The sequence below is a fragment of the Halarcobacter anaerophilus genome (assembly GCF_006459125.1).
Taxonomy (GTDB): Bacteria; Campylobacterota; Campylobacteria; order Campylobacterales; family Arcobacteraceae; genus Halarcobacter; species Halarcobacter anaerophilus.
In genome coordinates, this window is sequence record NZ_CP041070.1 from 2,176,869 (window position 1) to 2,197,616 (window position 20,748).

A 20,748-nucleotide genomic window follows, 5' to 3' on the forward strand; every position below is an offset into this window, starting at 1 on the left:
GGAGTACTGCTTTGAACAGTAACAATCCTTTAAAAGAGAAAAAGATGAAGAACGAAGAGATAAGTGACAGAAGAAAATTTTTTCTAACTATGGCAAGAGCGGCAGGACTTGCTGCCCTTGGAGGTCTTATGTGGAGTGCATATGTTGATGAAGTTACGGCTTCACAACTGACACTTAGACCTCCTGGTGCTTTAGATGAAAAAGATTTTCTAAAAACATGTATCAAATGCGGAATGTGCGTAGAAGCATGTCCTTATGATACTCTCAAATTGGCAAAACCGGGAGACAACAAACCTTTGGGAACTCCTTTTTTTGAACCAAGAGAGACTCCATGTTATATGTGTACAGATATACCTTGTGTTCCTGTTTGTCCGACCGATGCCCTAAATTTAGACAAAGTCAGCACAAACGGAAAACTTGATATCAATAAAGCACAAATGGGAGTCGCTGTTGTAGATACAAAAAACTGTATTGCTTTTTGGGGAATTCAATGCGATGCCTGCTATAGAGCCTGTCCCTTATTAGATGTTGCTATAAAATTAGAATATACAAAAAATGAAAGAACAGGAAAACATGCTTTTTTAAAACCGATTGTCGATAGTGATTTTTGTACAGGCTGCGGTCTTTGCGAAAGAGCTTGCGTAACGGAAAAAGCATCAATTTTTGTTCTGCCTAGAGAAGTGGCTTTAGGACGTGCCGGAGATTATTATATCAAAGGCTGGGATAAAAACGATGAAAAAAGATTGGAAAATGCAACAAGCAAAACAACCAAAACAGAACTTAGCAAACAAAAAGCTGTAGATTCGTTAAATGATATGGAAGGACTTTTAGATGATGAATAATAAATTTTTAATTCTTAGAAGATTTACCCAAATATCAATAATGTTTTTATATTTTGCGGCAAATGCCTGGGGATGGAACTTTTTAATTGGAAATTTAAGCTCATCAAAAATCTTAAATCTTATTCCAATGAGTGACCCTTATGCAGTATTACAAATGTTTGTATCAGGAGCAATTATAGCTTCAGATGTTTTCGTAGGTGCTTTAATTGTTGTTTTATTCTACTCTATAATCGGAGGAAGAGCATTTTGCTCTTGGGTTTGTCCTGTTAATATGATAACCGATTTAGCAAATTATACAAGAAGAAAATTCGGATTAAACAGAATTCAAAAAAAACAACCTGCAACTAGAAATATGAGATACTGGATAATTGCTTTAAGTTTAATTATCTCTTTTATTTTTGCAGTACCGGCTTTTGAATTTATCTCTCCTATTTCAATGATACACAGAGGTATTGTTTTTGGATTAGGATTCGGCTGGGCAGCAATTTTAATGATATTTTTGTTTGATCTTTTTGTTTTAAAAAACGGTTGGTGCGGACATATCTGTCCTTTAGGCGGATTTTATTCCCTAATAGGAAGATTTAGTCTTATAAAAGTAGAGCACCAAGAAGAAAAATGTACGCTTTGTATGAAATGCAAAGAGGTTTGTCCAGAGAGTCAAGTACTTTTTATGGTAGGAAAAGAATCGGGACAAGTTTTATCAGCAGAGTGTACGAATTGTGGAAGATGTATTGAAGTTTGTGAAGATGATGCAATGAATTTTTCAATAAGAGATCTAATTGCAAATAAAAAGAAGGAGAAATGATATGAAACTTGTTACTAAACTTGGGCTTGGTTTAGCAGTGACTTCATTTATAGTATTTATAGGTTGCAGTAAAGCTCAACCGACATATTCAGAAGAGTCATTAGGGTTAAGAAAAGATAACCTTTATAATGAAGATAAAGTTGTGCCTGAAGAGACACATTATAGTAAAGTAGCACCTAGTACGGGAGGAAAAACATTTAAAAGAGCTTTTCAAGACGCTCCGCCGATGATTCCACACGATGTTGAGGGTATGTTACCTATTACTATAAACAATAACCAATGCGTAAGCTGTCATTCGCCTGAAGTAGCACCGTCGTTAGGGGCTTTGCCATATCCTAACTCACATATGATTAATTTCAGACCTGATACTTCATTGGCAAAAGATGGTAAAATTACAAAAAACGGTAAAGAGATTGACAACACTTCTAGTGAAAAACTTGCGAATGTTTCAATTAAACATTTAAATAAGTTATCATCTGCTAGATTTAACTGTACTCAATGTCATGCACCGCAAAGCAAAGGAGAATTGGTAGGAAATACATTCCAACCGGATTTTACCGATAAAGAGGGAAATAAAAAATCAAGCTGGAGCGGAAGCAAACTAACCGAAGGGTTAAATACTTTAATGGAATAAAGATGGAAAGAAGAGAGCTTTTTAGCTCTCTTGCCAACTCTTTTTCAAAAAAAGAGGGTCAAGAGAGTATTATTCGACCACCGTACTACAAAGATTTAGATTCTTTTTACAAAGAGTGTCTTGATTGCGATAATCAATGTGCCACTTTTTGCGAAGAGAATATAATTGTTATAAAAGAGGATAAAACTCCTATCTTAGATTTCAGTCTTGGAGGCTGCACTTATTGTGATGCTTGTGCAAATAATTGTCCTAAAGAGGTATTATCCCTTGAAAATAAAAAAAGAGTTAATGCCAAATTTGAGATAGATATACTAAAATGTATGAGTTGGCATCAAACAATGTGTTTTTCCTGTAAAGACCCTTGTTTAGATGATGCTATAAAATTTTTAGGAGTTTTTCGTCCCTCAATAGATGAAAATCTTTGTACAAATTGTGGATTTTGTGTTAACATTTGTCCAAGCAATGCAATAAAAATAGTTGATTAAGGAGAAGAAAATGCCGGTAAAATTCGTATCTCACGTAGATGAAGACAAAGATCAAAATTGGTTTATAAAACTAACCGATACCTTAAGTAATAACAGTGTTATTTGCAAAGATTTAGATGAGTACAAAATAAAACTTGAAGAGTATTCAAGTGAATATGGTTTTGATATAGAAGTGGTATGGACGAAATCAAAGTCACTTTCACCTAAAAATTATCAAGATTTAAACAATCAAATGGCTCTTTTACAAGAAGAGTATAAAAATGAAATAGATGAAATAAATCAAAAATAAGGAGATTAAAATGTATAAAATTTTACTCTTAATCTTTTTTTCTCTAAATCTTTTTGCTACACAAATAATGCAGCCTCAAGAAGTTTTTAAAGCCTCAGGCAGTGTTCAAGATATAAAATTTAAAAACAATAAAATTTATACGGCAACAGATAACGGAAGTATAGAAATTTTTGATTTAAATACAAAAAATAAAATCAACACTATAAAAATCCCCGATATAAAAGATTTTATGGGTGATTCTATTGCCTCAAAAATCTACTCTATTGATCTGCTTGAAAATAAAATTTTAATTGTATCTCAAGGAATGAAAGGTTATAGAAATATCTATATTTATGAAAATAACTCCTTGAAAAAAATTATAGGAATAGACAAAAAGTATTATATTCAAAAAGCATATTTCGTAAATAAAGATGAAATAATCTTTGCCCTTCTTAGCAATCAAATAGGTTTATATAATATAAAAACAAAAACCTTAGAGTATTTAGTTCAAGTTAGTGCTTCATCCTTTTCCGATTTTGTAATAAGTGAAAATAAAAAAAGTATCGCTTCAACAGATGAGAGCGGAATAGTACGAGTATTAGATATTCAAAAAGGAAGTATAAAAAAAGAGTTAAAAGCCTTAAATCTTGATAAAGTATATCAGCTTGACTTTAAAAAAGGAGTAATTTTAACAGCAGGACAAGATAGAAAAGCCGTTTTATACGATAAATTAAACACTTACAGTCTTGATTTTGATTTTTTACTTTACAGCTGTGCTTTAGATAAAACTGCAAAATTCGCAGCAATAGCCTTTAATGAACAAAATGATGTATTAATTTTTAATACAAAAACAAAAAAATATCTTTATGAATTAAAAGGTCAAGATGCAACTATAACAAAAATATTATTTATAAATAAAAATGAAGTCTTAGTAAGCAGTGATAGTCAGAAAATAAACTATTTTAGATTTTAAAAGGAGAGATAAAATGAATATTTCAAGTATAGTAGTACAAACTACTCCAAAATATTTGGATCAGGTTGTAGAAGCTTTAGTAGCTTGCAAAGAGTGTGATTACTATATACATGACGATAAAGGAAGAGTAGTTGTCACAATAGAAGGAAACGGCGTAGATGAAGAACTTGCAAAATTAAGAGTAATAGAAGCAATTCCCCATGTAATCTCGGCAGATATGCAAATGGCATATAGTGAAGAGGAGTTAGAAGAGCATATGGAAGTTTTGGAAAATGCCGATTTAGTTCCTAAAATGTTGAATGATGAAAATGTAGATCCTAAAAAAATTCTTTATAGAGGAGACTTGAAAAAGAAAGATTTAGAAGGCTTTGCAAAAGATTTTAGTAAGGTTGATTAGATGGAATATAATGAGAGTGAATTTCTAATAGAAACAATAGTTCCAAAAAATGAACTTATTATTTCAAGAACAGATTTAAAAGGTGTTATTACCTACGTAAATGACACCTTTGCTCAAATTAGCGGTTATGAAGAAGAGGAATTAATAGGAAATCCTCATAATATAGTAAGACATCCGGATATGCCAAAAAAAATCTTTAGGCAGATGTGGGAAAAACTCCAAAACAAGCAAAAATGGGAAGGAGTTATAAAAAACTTAAGAAAAGATCATGGATTTTATTGGGTCCATGCAATAATAAGCGGTGTTTATAAAGACAATCACTTAGTAGAATACAAATCAATAAGAACTCCAATAACTTACGAAACAAAACTAAAATATCAAAAACTCTATGATCAATATAGAAATATTGATAAAGAGAATATTCGAAGAGTAGTCTATTCATAAAATAGACTGCTTTTTTCTTTTTTTTAATCAACTCTCTTGACTTAGGTCAATAAAAATGAACATTCATTTAGGTTATAATGAAAACGGTGAATCTAACGGTAAAGGAGTACGATGGAAAAGATTAAAAAATCCAAATCCAAAGTCATTGTTCCGTTATCACTTGTTTTAGTCGGGCTTATTGTAGGTCTGATTATTTCGTTTGGTAGCTCAGTCGGGGTAAAACATACAAGCGATAAAAACTACTGTGCAAGCTGTCACACCATGCAACCCGTTGTTGATTCATATAAAATGGATATACATGGAGGAGCAGGAGAGCACGGCATAGAAGTAAAATGTGTTTATTGTCATTTACCGCAAGACTCAATGGCTAATTACTTAATCACTAAGGTTAAAACAGGAATGCATGATTTATATGTAGAAAACTTTGAAGATACTTCAAAAATAGATTGGCATAAGATGAGAGAACACAGAGAATCTTTCACTTATGATAGTGCCTGCCTTAATTGTCACACAAATCTTAAAAATGCAACAGAATCAAATCTAAAAGCATTTAATGCACACAGAAAGTATTTTGCAAAAACTACAGATAAAACTTGTGTTGGTTGTCACGAGAATGTAGGACATAAAGATTTAGGTTTATATTTGCCTAAAAATTAAGTCCCAAAAGAAAAGGAGAAGAGATGTTAAAGAAGTTACTGTTATCAATATTTGCTTCAAGTATTATGCTTTTTGCGGCTAATGTCGGTGACTTAAGTTCAGTTAAAACCCTCAAAGTTGACAGGGATATGACAAAAATTGGAAAAAGCTGTGTAGAGTGTCATGCCAAAGAAACACCAGGCATGGTAAATGATTGGAAAGAGAGCCGCCACGGTCATGTGGGAATCTCATGTATTGATTGCCACCAAGTAAAAAAAGATTCACCAATGGCAACACAAGCCTGTCCAGGAGTAAAAGGGACAGAAGTATATATTTCGTTATTGGTTACTCCTAAAACTTGCCAAAGATGTCACCCTAACGAAGTAAAAGAGTTTGAAGAGAGTGGACATGCAAGAGCAGGTCTGCAAGTTCATGCAAAAGCAGGAATGCAGTCACTAATACACCATTTTGAAGGTGCAGATAATCCTCACACAAAAGGTTCACCCGAAGCAACAGGATGTATGCAATGCCACGGTAGAGTCGTGGAATTAGATTCAAACAAAAGACCGACACCCCAAACTTGGCCGCAAGCAGGAATGGGAACTATTTATCCCGATGGAAGTGTAGGAAACTGTGCTACTTGCCATACAAGACACAAATTCTCTATTGAAGAGGCTAGAAAACCTGCCGCTTGTGCTTCATGTCACTTAGGACCGGATCATCCTGATATTGAGATTTATAATAACTCAAAACACGGACATATTTTTAATGCAGAAGGAAATAAATGGAAATATGATTCAGCACCCGATGCTTGGGAACCGGGAGATTACAGAGCACCTACTTGTGCTACATGTCATATGAGTGGAATCGGAGATTTGAAAACAACTCACAATATAAGCAGAAGATTAAAATGGAATTTGTGGGCTCCAAAATCTAACCTAAGAGACGGCGGATTTGATAATGCCGTAAAAGTTTGGAAAGAAGAAGGTAAATTTACAAAAGGAAATCCTGTTGCAGGACATCCTGACGGACACAAAGCAGCAAGAGCAGAGATGGAACAAGTATGTAAATCTTGTCACAGTACATTACACACTAAAAACTTCTTTGAGATGGCAGATAAACATGTAATACTTTACAATGAGTCTTATTATGCACCTGCTAAAAAAATGTTAGATGAATTAAAAGAAAAAGGTTTGATTGAAAAGGATCAATGGACAGATGAATTCTTTAAAATCTACTATCATTTATGGCATCACCAAGGAAGAAGAATGAGACAAGGTGCATTAATGAATGGACCTGATTATGCTCACTGGCACGGTGTATTTGAACTTCAACAAGATATTAGAGCGATGAAAAAAATATACGAACATAGAATAAAAACCGGAAAAATCGACTAAATTATAAGGGAGAAGTTCTCCCTTATATAATAAGCTAAATAAAAAGGAAAATTCATGAAACTTTTAGTATCCCTGTTACTTATACTTCTTGCTACAAATATATATGCAAAAGAGTTGTTGGCAATTGTAAACGGAAATGAAATAACAACAGATGTAACCCATAATGACTTTTCAACCATGAATATAGATCAAAAGAAAATTGCAATAAAAAGATTGATTGAAAAAGAACTTGCAATAGAATATGCATTAAATAGCGGTATTATAAAAGAAAAAAAATTTATTGATATATTTAATCATATAATTGAAAAAACAAAAAAAAACAATAATGATTTAGCATCAAAAGTTAAAAAGAGTGAAAATAGCTATTCAAAAGAGCAAATAAGAAGTAAAAAAGGCTTATTGGCTTTTGATATGTTATTAGATAAAAAAGCTAAAAAATTAAATCCTGATATAAATACATTAAAAAAATATTATGAAATAAACAAACAAAAATATGATACAAAAAAAATGTATGAACTTTTACATATAGTTGTAAATACAAAAAAAGAAGCATCAGAAATAGAGAAAAAATTACAAAAAAGTAAAAATCCAATAAAAACATTCCAAGAACTAGCATCAAAAGAGTCTCTGGCGCCTACAAAAGACAAAAACGGTTACTTAGGACAATTCTATTATGAAAATATGCCCACAGAGCTAAAACAAGCTCTAAAAGAGCTAAAAAGAGGAGATTACAGTAAACCCTTTAAAACTGATTTCGGTTACCAAATAATATATGTAATGGGATATCAAGATGAAGTAAAAAGAGGATACAAAGAGAGTCAAATCAATGTCAAAGAAGATTATATAAAAGAGACTGTGATTAATTGGGCATTTGAAGAAATAAACAAATTAAAAGAAGAGGCAAAAATAAAAATCATTTTTAAAGGTTAAAGTATTTAAAATGGTGCCCACAGCAAGATTTGAACTTGCAACCTCTCCCTTACCATGGGATTGCTCTACCGTTGGAGCTATGCGGGCAATTAGTAAACAAATTATTAAGGAGAGAATAATACCAAAAGAATAATCAAAACTAATTTAATTTTGAGAAAAAGGGCTAAAAAAAAGCCTTGTCTTAGACAACTAAAGATAAGTTGAGAAAGATAAGGCTTAAAAATAAACTCAAGAGCTGGCAGCGGCTTACGTTTCCACTCCCGTAGGGAGCAGTATTATCAGCGCAGAGGTGCTTGACTTCCGGGTTCGGAATGGAGCCGGGTATTTCCACCTCGCTAAAACCACCAGCAATATGAGTAAAGAAACTATTTTTAATAATATATCTCTTTACTCACATCTTCTGAGTTCTTTAAATTAATGTTAAGTCTTTTGACACTCTTTTGAGTTTAACTCAATAAGATAGTAAACCAAGAAATTTATAAAAAAAGCCAAACGATCTATTAGTACTGGTCAGCTAAATGAATTACTTCACTTACACATCCAGCCTATCAACCAGCTAGTCTTGCTGGGATCTTCAGGGAAAGTTCATCTTAGAGTTGGCTTCGTGCTTAGATGCTTTCAGCGCTTATCTCATCCGTACGTAGCTACCCAACGATGCCCTTGGCAGAACAATTGGTACACTAGTGGTACGTTCATCCCGGTCCTCTCGTACTAGGGACAAATCTCTTCAACTTTCCTACGCCCACGGAAGATAGGGACCGAACTGTCTCACGACGTTCTGAACCCAGCTCGCGTACCGCTTTAAATGGCGAACAGCCATACCCTTGGGACCTGCTCCAGCCCCAGGATGCGATGAGCCGACATCGAGGTGCCAAACCTCCCCGTCGATGTGAGCTCTTGGGGGAGATCAGCCTGTTATCCCCGGCGTACCTTTTATCCTTTGAGCGATGGCCCTTCCACACAGAACCACCGGATCACTATGACCGACTTTCGTCTCTGTTCGACTTGTATGTCTCACAGTCAAGCTAGTTTTTGCCATTATACTCAACTGGCGATTTCCATCCGCCATGAACTAACCTTTGTAAGCCTCCGTTACTTTTTAGGAGGCGACCGCCCCAGTCAAACTACCCACCAGACATTGTCCTGAAGAAGGTTAACTTCTCGCAGTTAGTAACTCAAATATTCAGGGGTGGTATCTCAAGGTTGGCTCCACGTCTACTGGCGTCTACGTTTCTAAGCCTCCCACCTATCCTGCACATGAATATCCAAGCTACAGTGTCAAGCTGTAGTAAAGGTGCACGGGGTCTTTCCGTCTTTCCGCGGGTAGGAGGAATTTTCACCTCCACTACAATTTCACTGGATCCCTGGTTGAGACAGCTCCCATCTCGTTACGCCATTCATGCAGGTCGGTATTTAACCGACAAGGAATTTCGCTACCTTAGGACCGTTATAGTTACGGCCGCCGTTTACTCGGGCTTCAATCAAACGCTTCGCTAATGCTAACGTCATCAGTTAACCTTCGAGCACCGGGCAGGCGTCACACCTTATACATCCACTTACGTGTTAGCAAAGTGCTGTGTTTTTGGTAAACAGTCGGGAGGGACTCTTTGTTGCAACCTCTTTAGCTTTCGAGAGTAAATCTCTATACCAAAGTAGGCACACCTTATACCGAAGATACGGTGCTAGTTTGCAGAGTTCCTTAACCAGGGTTCTTCCACGCGCCTTAGAATACTCATCCCACCCACCTGTGTCGGTTTACGGTACGGGCAATATATAATATACTTAGTGGCTTTTCTTGGCACGACAGTATCATCGATTCTGAATCTCCTCCGAAGAGTGTCATCAGCCTGTAAGATCTCGGTCTATCGTAATCCGGATTTTCCTAAATTACAACCTACTTCCTTCGAGCCACTATTCCATCAGTGACCTCGACTAACTCTATGCGTCCCCACATCGCGCTTATATATTGGTATTGGAATATTAACCAATTTCCCATCGTCTACCCCTCTCGGACTCGACTTAGGACCCGACTAACCCTACGATGACGAGCATCGCGTAGGAAACCTTGGGTTTTCGGCGTTAAGGATTCTCACCTTAATTCTCGCTACTCATGCCTGCATGCTCACTTCTATCCGCTCCACCACTCCTTACCGGTATGGCTTCAACGCTGAATAGAACGCTCTCCTACCACTCGTGAAAAATCACGAATCTAAAGCTTCGGTGTACATCTTAGCCCCGTTATATTTTCCGCGCAGAATCACTAGACCAGTGAGCTGTTACGCTTTCTTTAAAGGGTGGCTGCTTCTAAGCCAACCTCCTGGTTGTCACAGTAACTCCACATCGTTTTCCACTTAGATGTAACTTTGGGACCTTAGCTGTTAGTCTGGGTTGTTCCCCTCTCGACGGTGGATTTTATCACCCATCGCCTGACTCCTATGATTACGCATATAGTATTCGAAGTTTGATAGGGTTTGGTACCGCGGTAAGCAGCCCTAGCCCATTCAGTGCTCTACCCCTATATGTTACTACATAAGGCTATACCTAAATATATTTCGGAGAGAACCAGCTATCACGAAGTTTGATTGGCCTTTCACCCCTATCCACAAGTCATCCGAAGACTTTTCAACGCCTACCGGTTCGGTCCTCCACTAGCTCTTACACCAGCTTCAACCTGCTCATGGATAGATCACTTCGTTTCGGGTCTGCAGCATCTGACTAATTCGCCCTATTAAGACTCGCTTTCGCTACGGCTTCACACTTGGCTTAACCTTGCCAGATACCACAACTCGCAGGCTCATTATGCAAAAGGCAGTCCGTCACCCTGATAAATCATAGGGCTCCGAATGATTGTAAGCTAATGGTTTCAGGTTCTATTTCACTCCCCTCACTGGGGTACTTTTCACCTTTCCCTCACGGTACTTGTTCACTATCGATCTGTAAGTAGTATTTAGGGTTGGAGGGTGGTCCCCCCATCTTCAGTCAAAATATCACGTGTTCCGACCTACTCGTTCCTTAGTCTAGTACCACATTCAAGATTTCGTATACAGGAGTTTCACCTTCTATGCTATATCTTTCCAGATATTTCTACTATCTTAAATATTATCACTAAGTGCCCTAATCCCATTTCGCTCGCCGCTACTTTGGGAATCTCATTTGATTTCTCTTCCTCTGGCTACTGAGATGTTTCACTTCACCAGGTTCGCTTCCTTTAAAAGGATAGTATGCATAACATACTGGGTTGTCCCATTCGGAAATCACTGGATCAATGCCTCTTGACGGCTCCCCAATGCTTATCGCAGTCTAGTACGTCCTTCATCGCCTCTTACAGTCTAGGCATCCACCATTAGCCCTTTATAGCTTTTTAATCTCCTTTAAAAATTTTCATTTTTAAAGGGACCAATTTGAGAATAAAATAACTTTCGTTATTCTACCTTTTTTGAATAATTATTCCTTGGCTACTATCTTATTGAATTAACTTCAATAATATAGTTGTGTCTATCATGTTTTTACTATTTCTAGTAAATTTTAGATATGAAATTTTTTTGTTTTTTAAATCATCTTTATACGAAAGATATTGATTTAAACGAAAAAATTAAAGACTTTAACATTATGTTTTTAAATATCACTTTGACTTTAAAAGTCAAATATAAATTCAACTTTTTTATTGAACTTATATTTGATTTTTATTTCAAAACTCTTTTTCTTGATTTGTTATAGATGGTGGAGATAAGCGGGATCGAACCGCTGACCTCCTGCGTGCAAGGCAGGCGCTCTCCCAGCTGAGCTATATCCCCATCTACTGGATAATCCTTCTATCAGATTATTTAATAATGGTGGGCCTACCAGGACTTGAACCTGGGACCTCACGATTATCAGTCGAGCGCTCTAGCCAGCTGAGCTATAGGCCCATTCTCACCTATTTGTCTTAAATAACCTTTATAAACCGAATATGATAATTAATGCAATCTTTGATTGCTTTGGAGACTTAAAACGAATTAAGTCTCTCTTCTCTGAAAGGAGGTGATCCAACCGCAGGTTCTCCTACGGTTACCTTGTTACGACTTCACCCCAGTCGCTGAATCCACTGTGGAGGGTAGCTAGTTTAGCATCCCCGCTTCGAATGAGTTCAACTCCCATGGTGTGACGGGCGGTGAGTACAAGACCCGGGAACGTATTCACCGTAGCATTGCTGATCTACGATTACTAGCGATTCCAACTTCAAGTAGTCGAGTTGCAGACTACTATCCGAACTGGGAAGTATTTTTAAGATTTGCTCCACCTCACGGTATTGCTGCTCTTTGTATACTCCATTGTAGCACGTGTGTAGCCCTGGACGTAAGGGCCATGATGACTTGACGTCGTCCACACCTTCCTCCTACTTGCGTAGGCAGTCTCATTAGAGTTCTCACCCGAAGTGTTAGCAACTAATGACGTGGGTTGCGCTCGTTGCGGGACTTAACCCAACATCTCACGACACGAGCTGACGACAGCCGTGCAGCACCTGTATATAAGTTTCTGCAAGCAGACACCCATCTATCTCTAAATGGTTCTTACTATGTCAAGTCCAGGTAAGGTTCTTCGCGTATCGTCGAATTAAACCACATGCTCCACCGCTTGTGCGGGTCCCCGTCTATTCCTTTGAGTTTTAATCTTGCGACCGTACTCCCCAGGCGGTGCACTTAATGTGTTTACTGCATTACTGCAATGTCTAGCATCGCAACAACTAGTGCACATCGTTTAGGGCGTGGACTACCAGGGTATCTAATCCTGTTTGCTCCCCACGCTTTCGCGTCTCAGCGTCAGTAATGTTCCAGTAGATCGCCTTCGCAATCGGTATTCCTTCTGATCTCTACGGATTTTACCCCTACACCAGAAATTCCATCTACCTCTCCCATACTCTAGATAGACAGTTTCAAAAGCAGTTCAATAGTTGAGCTATTGGATTTCACTTCTGACTTATCTATCCGCCTACACGCTCTTTACGCCCAGTGATTCCGAGTAACGCTTGCACCCTCCGTATTACCGCGGCTGCTGGCACGGAGTTAGCCGGTGCTTATTCATATAGTACCGTCATTATCTTCCTATATAAAAGGAGTTTACGCTCCGAAAAGTGTCATCCTCCACGCGGCGTTGCTGCATCAGAGTTTCCTCCATTGTGCAATATTCCCCACTGCTGCCTCCCGTAGGAGTCTGGACCGTGTCTCAGTTCCAGTGTGACTGATCATCCTCTCAAACCAGTTATGCGTCATTGTCTTGGTGAGCCATTACCTCACCAACTAACTGATACAATACAGTCCCATCCTAGAGCTATAAATATTTCCCTTGCAAACTTTTGTTTTAAAGGCATATGAGGTCTTAGCAGACGTTTCCATCTGTTATCCCTCTCTCTAGGGCAGGTTAACTATACATTACTCACCCGTGCGCCACTTAGCTGACAATTAAAGCAAGCTTTAATCCGTTCTCGTTCGACTTGCATGTGTTAGGCACGCCGCCAGCGTTCACTCTGAGCCAGGATCAAACTCTCCATAAAAAAAGTTTAATCTGACTTTGATTTATAATATCTTTCAATTACAAATTAAATCTCATTGTGTTATAGACAAGGATATATGTTTTACATTTATCCTGTTTCTTTATTCTTGTTTATCATATTCGGTTTATAAAGATTACTTTCCTCTTAACAAACCTTCGTTTTTAAAGATCTTAATCTCTTTAGAACTTTGTGTCGTTCCTCTGAAATTGGACGGGAATTATAATAGATTTTTTCCCCCTTGTCAAGAACTTTTCCTAAAATCTCGCTTAAATTTTTAAATTCTTTTCTCTTCCTCTCTATTCTATGTACGTATATCCACTCTTTGGTTCTATTATTATCCCTATTTCTCGACCTTCTTCTGATTTTAGCTCTATTTTACATCTCTGTTTTATCTCATATTTATTTTCTTGATTTTCATAATTACTAAGCTTTGAATACACTTTCCCATCATTTCCAAAAGAAATTTGCCCCAAACTTGATGTCATGTTACAACTTATATTTACATCACTTATTCCATACTCTTTTGTAAGAAGAACATATTTACTTGTATTTGAATTTATAATGAATGGCATCTAGCCAAACAAATGGATATATTGAATCAAGTGGTCTACTTTGCAAAGCTTTCACTTTATCAATTATTTTATCTGTAATAGTACTTATTGTTGCAGTTGAGATAGATACTTGATAGATTTATGTGAAGAAATATCTGTATAGCTCATTCCTAAACCATACATTGAGAGTATCTTTTCCCCTATTTCATTACTAATTGTAGTTTGATGTTTTTTAACTATTTGCGGTCAACTGTTCCATTTCTATCTCTTGGTGTTTCAAGTTCAAAGCAACCATCTGATAGCCTTTTGATGTTTTTTTTCAAAGAGAGTGTAAGCACAAGATTGACACCTTTTTTTCTATTCTTATTTCCAAACAGAACATCATTTGCAATATGCGATTCTACTTCAGCTTCTAAAGATGCTTCTGTTAGTTGTTTGATAAGAGGTCCTAAAAGCCCATCTTTACCTGTTAATCTTTTCCCATTTCAAAATTGATCTAATATTTCATTCCTGTGCTTGCACTCTCTTTGAGAAAATCAAATTCAATTTGTTCTACCACTGTCAATCCTTGATCTTATTTTATCAGATTCTAAAATTTAAAATTAATATAAATACTTTACTATATCATCAAATATATCTATATCGACAGAATATTTTTTCAATAAAGAAATCTTAATACAATTCTCAGGTTTTAAAATTAATTTAGCTCCTTTTTTAACATTAAGTTCTAAAAGCTTTTTGTAATATTTTTTAGGAAATATTACAGGAACACTAAGAGAATCATTATAAAAAGATGCACAAATTTTTTCATATTTTATATATGTAGTTAAAGTTTTATAATGAGAAATTGGAATTAACGGTTGATCACATAACATTACCATTGTATTTTCATATACTATTGTATGGCTTATTCCAAATGACAAAGAACTCCCCATACCTTTTTTATATTCTTTATTATAAAGAATATTAATATTAAAATTTTTTATCTCATTTTCACAAATTTCTTTTTCGTGTCCTAACACGACAAAAACATCTGTTGAAATTTTTAAAGCTTTTTTAATAGCAATTTTTAATAAACTTTCATTTTTATATGTAACCAATTGTTTTGGATATCCAAGTCTGCTAGATGTTCCAGCAGCCAAAATTAAAATAGCGAGATGGTTTGTTTTTTTCATTTTATATTTTCTTATTTTTATTTTTTTCAATTTCTGCACAAATTGAAAGAGCAATTGAGTGATCAGTATAACTTCCAAGATCTAATCCAATCGGAGCAAAAAACCTTTCATCATTTTCTAAATTAAACTGTTTTTTTTTACGTTGAACACTTTTTTTATTTCCCATCAATCCTATATATTTCATATTTGTTTTAAGTAAAGCTTCCAAGTAAACATCATCAGTTTTAGGATCATGACTTAAAATGACAGAGGCATCATAAAAACTTAAATCCAAAATTAATATATCTTCTAAATTTGAAAGTTCGATTAATTCATCAGCTTGACTAACATACTCTTTTTTAATTTCCATATCAATAACTGTTGTTTTCCAAGTCATTAAATTTGCCATGGTAACCAATGAACTAACATGTGCTCCACTTCCAAAAATCAAAAGGGAATAAGGGGTTTTTATATATTTTTCAATCCCAAGATAATTATTTTTATAATAAAAAGGAATACTTAAATACTTACTCGTTCCATGTCCAGAAGATTCATTTTTAGGAAAAGATTCAAAAGTTTGACTTTCTCTTTTTTTTAAAGCCTTCATTGAAGTAAGTAATACTTGTTTTTGTAAAAAAGCACTTCCTAAAACACCTATAAACTCTTGTTTTGCGTTAACAAGCATTAAATTGCCTTTTTTTGTAAAGGTAGAACCTTCAGTATTTGTAACTATTGTCAAGGCAATATCAATTTTTTTGTTTTTACAATTTTCAATAAATTTCAAATATTGTTTATTTTCAAACATAATCTGCTAACCTATTTTAATGGGCATAGAGTGGTATCTTTTTCCAGTAGCATCAAATAGTGCATTTGGTACTGCTGCTAAGATTGGAGGAACACCTGGTTCTCCTATACCACCTATTTTTTCTCCTGAATTTATAATATTTACTTCTATTTCTGGAGCATCTGAAATTCTACTTACTTTATAATCATAAAAATTATTTTGTGTAGCTTCACCATTATTTATTGTTATTTCACTATATTTAAGTGCGGCAATACCAAAGTTAATAGAACCCGCTATTTGGTTTTTCACATTTTGTGGATTGAAAGCAAATCCACAATCAACACTTGCCCATACTTTTTCTACTTTGAAATCATCTTTTGTAACTCTTACCTTTGCAATTTGAGCACTGATTGTTCCAAAAGATTCGTGAATAGCAACCCCATAACCAACATTTTTCTCTTTTTTTCTTTTTTCCCAATTTGCTTTTTTAGCTACATCTTTTAATATATTTATAAATCTGTGATCTTTTAACATATTTATTCTATATTCAATAGGGTCAACACCAGCTGCAAATGCTGCTTCATCAACTATACCTTCAACTGTTGGTGAACTTTGTGTATGACCAACTGATCTCCACCATAATACTGGTATTGGAGAGTCCATTGTAAATGCTTGCATATCATGATTATCTATATCATAAGGATGATCTATCAATCCCTCTTTTTGAGCTCCATCTACACCATTTTTAAATCCAAAGGCTGCAAAAGGAGAACCTTTAAAAATAGATTGTGAAGCTACTTTTGCATCAAAAGCAGTTATATCTCCATGTTTATCTAAAGCAACTTTTACTTTATTTTTATATTTTGGTCTATAGTTACCCATTTTAATATCATCTTCTCTTGTCCATAAAGTCATAATTGGAAAATCTTCATCTTTTGAAACATAAGCTCCATCTAAAATAAAATCAAGGTTAATTGTCCCTCTTCTTCCAAACGCACCACCTAAATAAGGAGTATTATATGTAATATTTTCACCTTTAACACTTAACACTTTTGATATAGCTTTTAAAGCCATAGTTTGTGATTGAGATGATGACCAAACTGTTGCTTTATTTTTTTCATGGTGAACTACTACTCCTAATGGTTCCATTGGAGCATGTGCTAAAAATGGAAAATCATACTCTGCTTCAATTGTTTTTTCTGCAGTTTCAAAAGCTTTTTTTGAATCTCCATTTTTTCTCATTAAAGCACCATTTTTTTGCATTGCTTTTGAGTATTGTTCATTTAGTTCTTTATCACTTGTATTTTTAAACTCATCTTTATCCCAAACAACATCGATATCAAATAGAGCTTGTTTTGCTATCCACCAATGCTCAGCAATAACAGCAATTCCTGAAGGGATTTGTTTTACTTTTATAACACCATCTTTTTTTAAAGCTTTACTTGCATCATAACTTTTAACTTTTGCTCCAAAAATAGTTGGATGGTAAACTGCTGCATATTTCATATTTGGAACTCTTACATCTATACCAAATTCTGCTTTTCCTGTAACTTTTTCCCACATTTCTTTTGGATGTCTAGAGTGTGGTTTCCCTACAAATTTACAATCTTTTAGTTCTTTTATTTTAGGATTAGTAGGAACTTTCATCGATGATAAATCATTTACTAAATCACCAAATTTAAAACTCTCTTTTGTCTTTTTGTTAAATACTTTTGAGTCTTTTGTATAAACATCATAAGCTCTTACTTTCCATTTTTTAGTAGCTGCTTTGATTAACATTTCATTAACTGCTGCTCCTATTTTTCTCATTTCTAATTGTTTACTAAATACAGAAGAAGAACCACCTGTTATCATCAATGGACCAAAAACACTATAATATACTGGTGCTATTTTTGCAGGTACAATATTGATATTTTTCCAATCAACATTTAACTCTTCTGCTATACACATAGCTAATGTTGTATATGTACCTTGTCCCATCTCGACTTGCCCAACAATAAAGTTGATATTATTATCTGGTGTTATTTCAACAAAAGCATTTGGTTGTAATGCTTTTTCATCTTTTTTAGTTTCGCTAGCTCTTGATTTAATTGGAATATAAAATCCAATAACATATGCTGCACTTACAGCTGAAGTTATTTTTAAAAAATCTCTTCTTTTCATCTTAAACCTCCGCTGTTGCAGCTTTTATAGCTGTTTTTATTTTATTATATGTTCCACATCTACAGATATTGCCATCCATAGCTTTTATTATCTCTTCATCATTTGGTTTTGAATTTGTTTTTACTAAACTTGCTGCATTCATGATTTGTCCTGATTGACAATATCCGCATTGTACAACATCTTCTTGTACCCAGAATTTTTGTAATTTTTGTACAGTTTTATCTGTTTTTGTTTCTATTGTTGTTATTTTTTTATCACCTACCATACTAATAGGAGTTTGACAGGCACGTACGGCTTCATCTTCTAAAAGCACAGTACAGGCTCCACATTGTCCCACTCCGCATCCAAATTTTGTACCTGTAAGATTTAAGTGATCTCTTAAAACCCAAAGTAATGGTGTATCTGGATTAATATCTAAATTATAATTTTTGTCATTTATTTTTATTTTAAAAGACATTTTATTCCTTTTTATATTATATATTTTAATTCTCAATTCAAATTATGATTGTTACAAACTACCTATAATTTATTTTCTACTAATTTTTTCAACTTACTTTTTTTATTGAATAAAATAATAACCCAAATGTACCCATACTTAAGGCTACCACTTGTTTCATTGTTGCTTTCGTTCTAAAGATTATCATAAATAAAAAATATGTAAGCAAAGGGACTAAAGAGGTAACCAGAGTTTCTTTATATCTAGCTTTCCCATCTGCAAGTCCTGCAAAAAAACATATAACTATATACTGCACTTAACAATCCAACTAAATTAGTTTTTAAAGATCTTTTATATAAAAAATTACTGCTATCATCTCGATAAAAGATATAAAATATCTCCAAAAGGATAATACTTGAATGTTTTAGTGTTCAACTGCAACTTTCTCTGAGGTCAAAGAAATTCCCTGAAGTAACATGCCCTAACCATTCCAATGAAGTATATACTTTTATTCTCTTTTTTATACATTAAAATGCTCTAATGTAAGAAGAATCTATAAGCTCTTTTTCTTTTAATTCATTCGCTGCTATAAATGTAAAATTAGGTGAACGTAATAATTCTCTTCCATACGCCACAAAGTCACAATATTTTTCTTCTAAAAGTTTTTCCCCTTGTTTTGCCGTTGTGATTAATCCAACAGCAATTACAGGAATATTTACCTCTTTTTTTATATCTTTTGCAAAATCAGCTTGATAGAGAGGTTTGATCTTTAATGGTTTATTTGTGTTTTCTTGATTTCCACCTGATGAAACATGAATAGAATCAACTCCTACTTTTTCAAGTTCTTTTGATAGGTAAATCGAATCATTAATATTCCAACCCTCTTGCATCCATTCATCAGCACTTATTCTAACAATTATAGGTAAATCTACTTTTTGCTTAAGCTCTTTTGCTATTTCTAAAGTTAGTCTACACCTATTTTCTAAACTTCCACCATAAATATCATTTCTGAAATTACTTAGAGGTGATAAAAATTCACATAAAAAATATCCATGTGCAGCGTGAAGTTCAATTGCATTATAATTAGCAAGTTTAGCTCTAAGTGCTGCTTTGATAAATAATTCTTTTATTCTTTTTATCTCTTCTATTGTTGCCTCTTTAGGCATTTTAAAAGGTTTATCTTCACTAAAAGCAATGGCACTTGGTGCAATTGGAGTTTCGTTTTCAACATTACATTTTCTACCAGCATGTGCTAGTTGTATTGCTGTTTTTGCTCCAAAAGAATGCATTTGTTCATTTAATTTTTTGTGTGAATCTATGAAAGAATCATCCCAAAGGCCTAAGTCATTTGCTGATATTCTTCCTCTTGGTTCAACGGCAGTTGCTTCAAGAATAATAAATCCAACTCCGCCAATAGCTCTTGCTAAATAATGACCCTTATGAAAAGTTTTTAATTCACCACTATTATCACTTTTATACATACACATAGGTGGCATAACAATTCTATTTTTCAATTTCAAATTTTCTATTTGACCTTCTTCTAATAACAAACTCATGTAAACTCCTTTTTAATCTTTAAACTCAAAACCTTGGCTTTTATAATTTTTAGCAATTTTTCTAGAATATATATTTTTATAATAGTTTGCTGTTTGTTCACAATACGATTGTAAATAATCCATATTATGATCCTCTCTAAACTGTTTCATCTGTTTTTCATAAGCAATCACACCATCTTTTACTTTTATATCACTATATGTATCTTCAAAAGAAAAACTATTTATAGGAACTCTTGGTTTTAATGGAGCTTCAAGTGCTTCTTTTGTGGGGACACCAATTGTTGTAGCAACTATTGGAAATGTTTGAGGAGGTAGCCCTAATAATTTTATCATTGATTCAGGTGCACTTCTAATTGCTCCAATAGCTGTTGTTCCATAACCCAAAGATTCAGCAGCAACTTGAATAGCATTTAGCATAATTCCCGCATCAACTGCACCGACTAGTACACCTTCTGCTGATTTTTCTATAAGCTGTGTTTCTCCAGCTTGTTCAACTGCAAAAGCTGTTCTGTTAAAATCAACAACAATTGTGATAAATACATCAGAAGTAGCGATTTGTGGTTGACCTCCACAAAGTTCAGCAATTTTTTTAATTGTTGCTTTATCTTTTGTATATACTAAAGATATTTGTTGTCCATTTATTGATGTTGGACATCTTTGTGCGGTTCTAATAATAAGTTCTAAATCTTCAGATTTTACATTTTCACCTGTAAATTGTCTAATAGATTTTCTAGAACTTAATTGTTTAATAATGTGATTCATG

General features: G+C 34.5%; 18 protein-coding genes, 3 tRNA genes, 3 rRNA genes and 1 pseudogene. 11 read left to right on the plus strand and 14 right to left on the minus strand.

The genetic code is table 11. The annotated features are described in order from the left end of the window. Positions 1-44 precede the first annotated feature (44 nt). The 11 genes from napG to AANAER_RS10845 all read left to right on the plus strand — a co-directional run bounded on the left by napG (position 45) and on the right by AANAER_RS10845 (position 7,811). Complete coding sequence (gene napG / locus AANAER_RS10795) at positions 45-842, plus strand: ferredoxin-type protein NapG (protein ID WP_164969319.1); 798 nt, start codon at positions 45-47, stop codon at positions 840-842. After that, positions 832-1,647, plus strand: coding sequence for a quinol dehydrogenase ferredoxin subunit NapH (gene napH / locus AANAER_RS10800; protein WP_129081217.1), 816 nt, complete (start codon positions 832-834; stop codon positions 1,645-1,647). Before napG ends, napH begins: the two co-directional genes overlap by 11 nt. 1 nt (position 1,648) lies before the next feature. Next, positions 1,649-2,281: a nitrate reductase cytochrome c-type subunit gene (locus AANAER_RS10805; RefSeq protein ID WP_044417862.1), complete on the plus strand. Its 633-nt coding sequence runs from the start codon at positions 1,649-1,651 to the stop codon at positions 2,279-2,281. A 2-nt stretch (positions 2,282-2,283) separates the two neighbouring features. Continuing rightward, entirely contained in the window at positions 2,284-2,766 is a 483-nt protein-coding gene (locus AANAER_RS10810; RefSeq protein WP_044417861.1) for a ferredoxin-type protein NapF, read from the plus strand. Positions 2,767-2,776: 10 nt separating this feature from the next. Further along, the gene (locus tag AANAER_RS10815; RefSeq protein WP_129081218.1) at positions 2,777-3,055 is read left to right on the plus strand and encodes a hypothetical protein; all 279 of its coding nucleotides are present in this window, start codon (positions 2,777-2,779) and stop codon (positions 3,053-3,055) included. A 10-nt stretch (positions 3,056-3,065) separates the two neighbouring features. Then, entirely contained in the window at positions 3,066-4,007 is a 942-nt protein-coding gene (locus tag AANAER_RS10820; RefSeq protein WP_129081219.1) for a WD40 repeat domain-containing protein, read from the plus strand. A 13-nt stretch (positions 4,008-4,020) separates the two neighbouring features. Next, a complete protein-coding gene (locus AANAER_RS10825; protein ID WP_129081220.1) occupies positions 4,021-4,404 on the plus strand; it encodes a chaperone NapD in 384 nt (127 codons plus the stop codon). Further along, entirely contained in the window at positions 4,405-4,848 is a 444-nt protein-coding gene (locus AANAER_RS10830; protein WP_129081221.1) for a PAS domain-containing protein, read from the plus strand. A 111-nt stretch (positions 4,849-4,959) separates the two neighbouring features. Continuing rightward, positions 4,960-5,505, plus strand: a complete 546-nt coding sequence (locus AANAER_RS10835; protein WP_044417850.1) for a cytochrome c3 family protein — start codon at positions 4,960-4,962, stop codon at positions 5,503-5,505. A 23-nt stretch (positions 5,506-5,528) separates the two neighbouring features. Continuing rightward, positions 5,529-6,881 carry a multiheme c-type cytochrome gene (locus AANAER_RS10840; RefSeq protein WP_044417848.1) on the plus strand — a complete coding sequence of 451 codons (1,353 nt, stop codon included), beginning with the start codon at positions 5,529-5,531 and terminating at the stop codon, positions 6,879-6,881. A 54-nt stretch (positions 6,882-6,935) separates the two neighbouring features. After that, complete coding sequence (locus tag AANAER_RS10845; RefSeq protein ID WP_129081222.1) at positions 6,936-7,811, plus strand: peptidylprolyl isomerase; 876 nt, start codon at positions 6,936-6,938, stop codon at positions 7,809-7,811. Positions 7,812-7,822: 11 nt separating this feature from the next. Here the strand turns inward: AANAER_RS10845 and AANAER_RS10850 are convergent. The 14 genes and pseudogenes from AANAER_RS10850 to AANAER_RS10920 all read right to left on the minus strand — a co-directional run bounded on the left by AANAER_RS10850 (position 7,823) and on the right by AANAER_RS10920 (position 20,747). Next, positions 7,823-7,898 (minus strand) — tRNA-Thr (locus AANAER_RS10850). A gap of 146 nt (positions 7,899-8,044) precedes the next feature. Beyond that, positions 8,045-8,160: ribosomal RNA gene (gene rrf / locus AANAER_RS10855) — 5S ribosomal RNA — on the minus strand. Between the two features lie 130 nt (positions 8,161-8,290). Further along, positions 8,291-11,175 (minus strand): 23S ribosomal RNA (locus AANAER_RS10860). Between the two features lie 354 nt (positions 11,176-11,529). Further along, positions 11,530-11,605 (minus strand) — tRNA-Ala (locus tag AANAER_RS10865). Positions 11,606-11,642: 37 nt separating this feature from the next. Continuing rightward, positions 11,643-11,719 (minus strand) — tRNA-Ile (locus AANAER_RS10870). 105 nt (positions 11,720-11,824) lie between these two features. Beyond that, a 16S ribosomal RNA gene (locus AANAER_RS10875) occupies positions 11,825-13,341 on the minus strand. Together the 16S, 23S and 5S rRNA genes with 3 tRNA genes alongside form the textbook arrangement of a ribosomal RNA operon. 296 nt (positions 13,342-13,637) lie before the next feature. Beyond that, the gene (locus AANAER_RS10880) at positions 13,638-13,913 is read right to left on the minus strand and encodes a hypothetical protein (protein ID WP_140544096.1); all 276 of its coding nucleotides are present in this window, start codon (positions 13,911-13,913) and stop codon (positions 13,638-13,640) included. Next, positions 13,891-14,395, minus strand: a pseudogene (locus AANAER_RS15100) (transposase); the annotation flags it as partial. The gene AANAER_RS10880 and the pseudogene AANAER_RS15100, both read right to left, overlap by 23 nt. 99 nt (positions 14,396-14,494) lie before the next feature. Continuing rightward, positions 14,495-15,067 (minus strand): nucleotidyltransferase family protein, encoded by a 573-nt coding sequence (locus AANAER_RS10895; RefSeq protein WP_129082192.1) that lies wholly within the window; start codon positions 15,065-15,067, stop codon positions 14,495-14,497. Position 15,068: 1 nt separating this feature from the next. Further along, positions 15,069-15,851 (minus strand): XdhC family protein, encoded by a 783-nt coding sequence (locus tag AANAER_RS10900; protein WP_129082193.1) that lies wholly within the window; start codon positions 15,849-15,851, stop codon positions 15,069-15,071. 6 nt (positions 15,852-15,857) lie between these two features. Continuing rightward, positions 15,858-17,993, minus strand: a complete 2,136-nt coding sequence (locus AANAER_RS10905; RefSeq protein ID WP_129082194.1) for a xanthine dehydrogenase family protein molybdopterin-binding subunit — start codon at positions 17,991-17,993, stop codon at positions 15,858-15,860. 1 nt (position 17,994) lies between these two features. Then, positions 17,995-18,450 (minus strand): (2Fe-2S)-binding protein, encoded by a 456-nt coding sequence (locus tag AANAER_RS10910; RefSeq protein ID WP_129082195.1) that lies wholly within the window; start codon positions 18,448-18,450, stop codon positions 17,995-17,997. A 506-nt stretch (positions 18,451-18,956) separates the two neighbouring features. Then, positions 18,957-19,985 carry an NADH:flavin oxidoreductase/NADH oxidase gene (locus tag AANAER_RS10915; RefSeq protein ID WP_129082197.1) on the minus strand — a complete coding sequence of 343 codons (1,029 nt, stop codon included), beginning with the start codon at positions 19,983-19,985 and terminating at the stop codon, positions 18,957-18,959. Positions 19,986-19,997: 12 nt separating this feature from the next. Then, complete coding sequence (locus AANAER_RS10920) at positions 19,998-20,747, minus strand: nitroreductase family protein (RefSeq protein WP_129082198.1); 750 nt, start codon at positions 20,745-20,747, stop codon at positions 19,998-20,000. Position 20,748 lies beyond the last annotated feature (1 nt).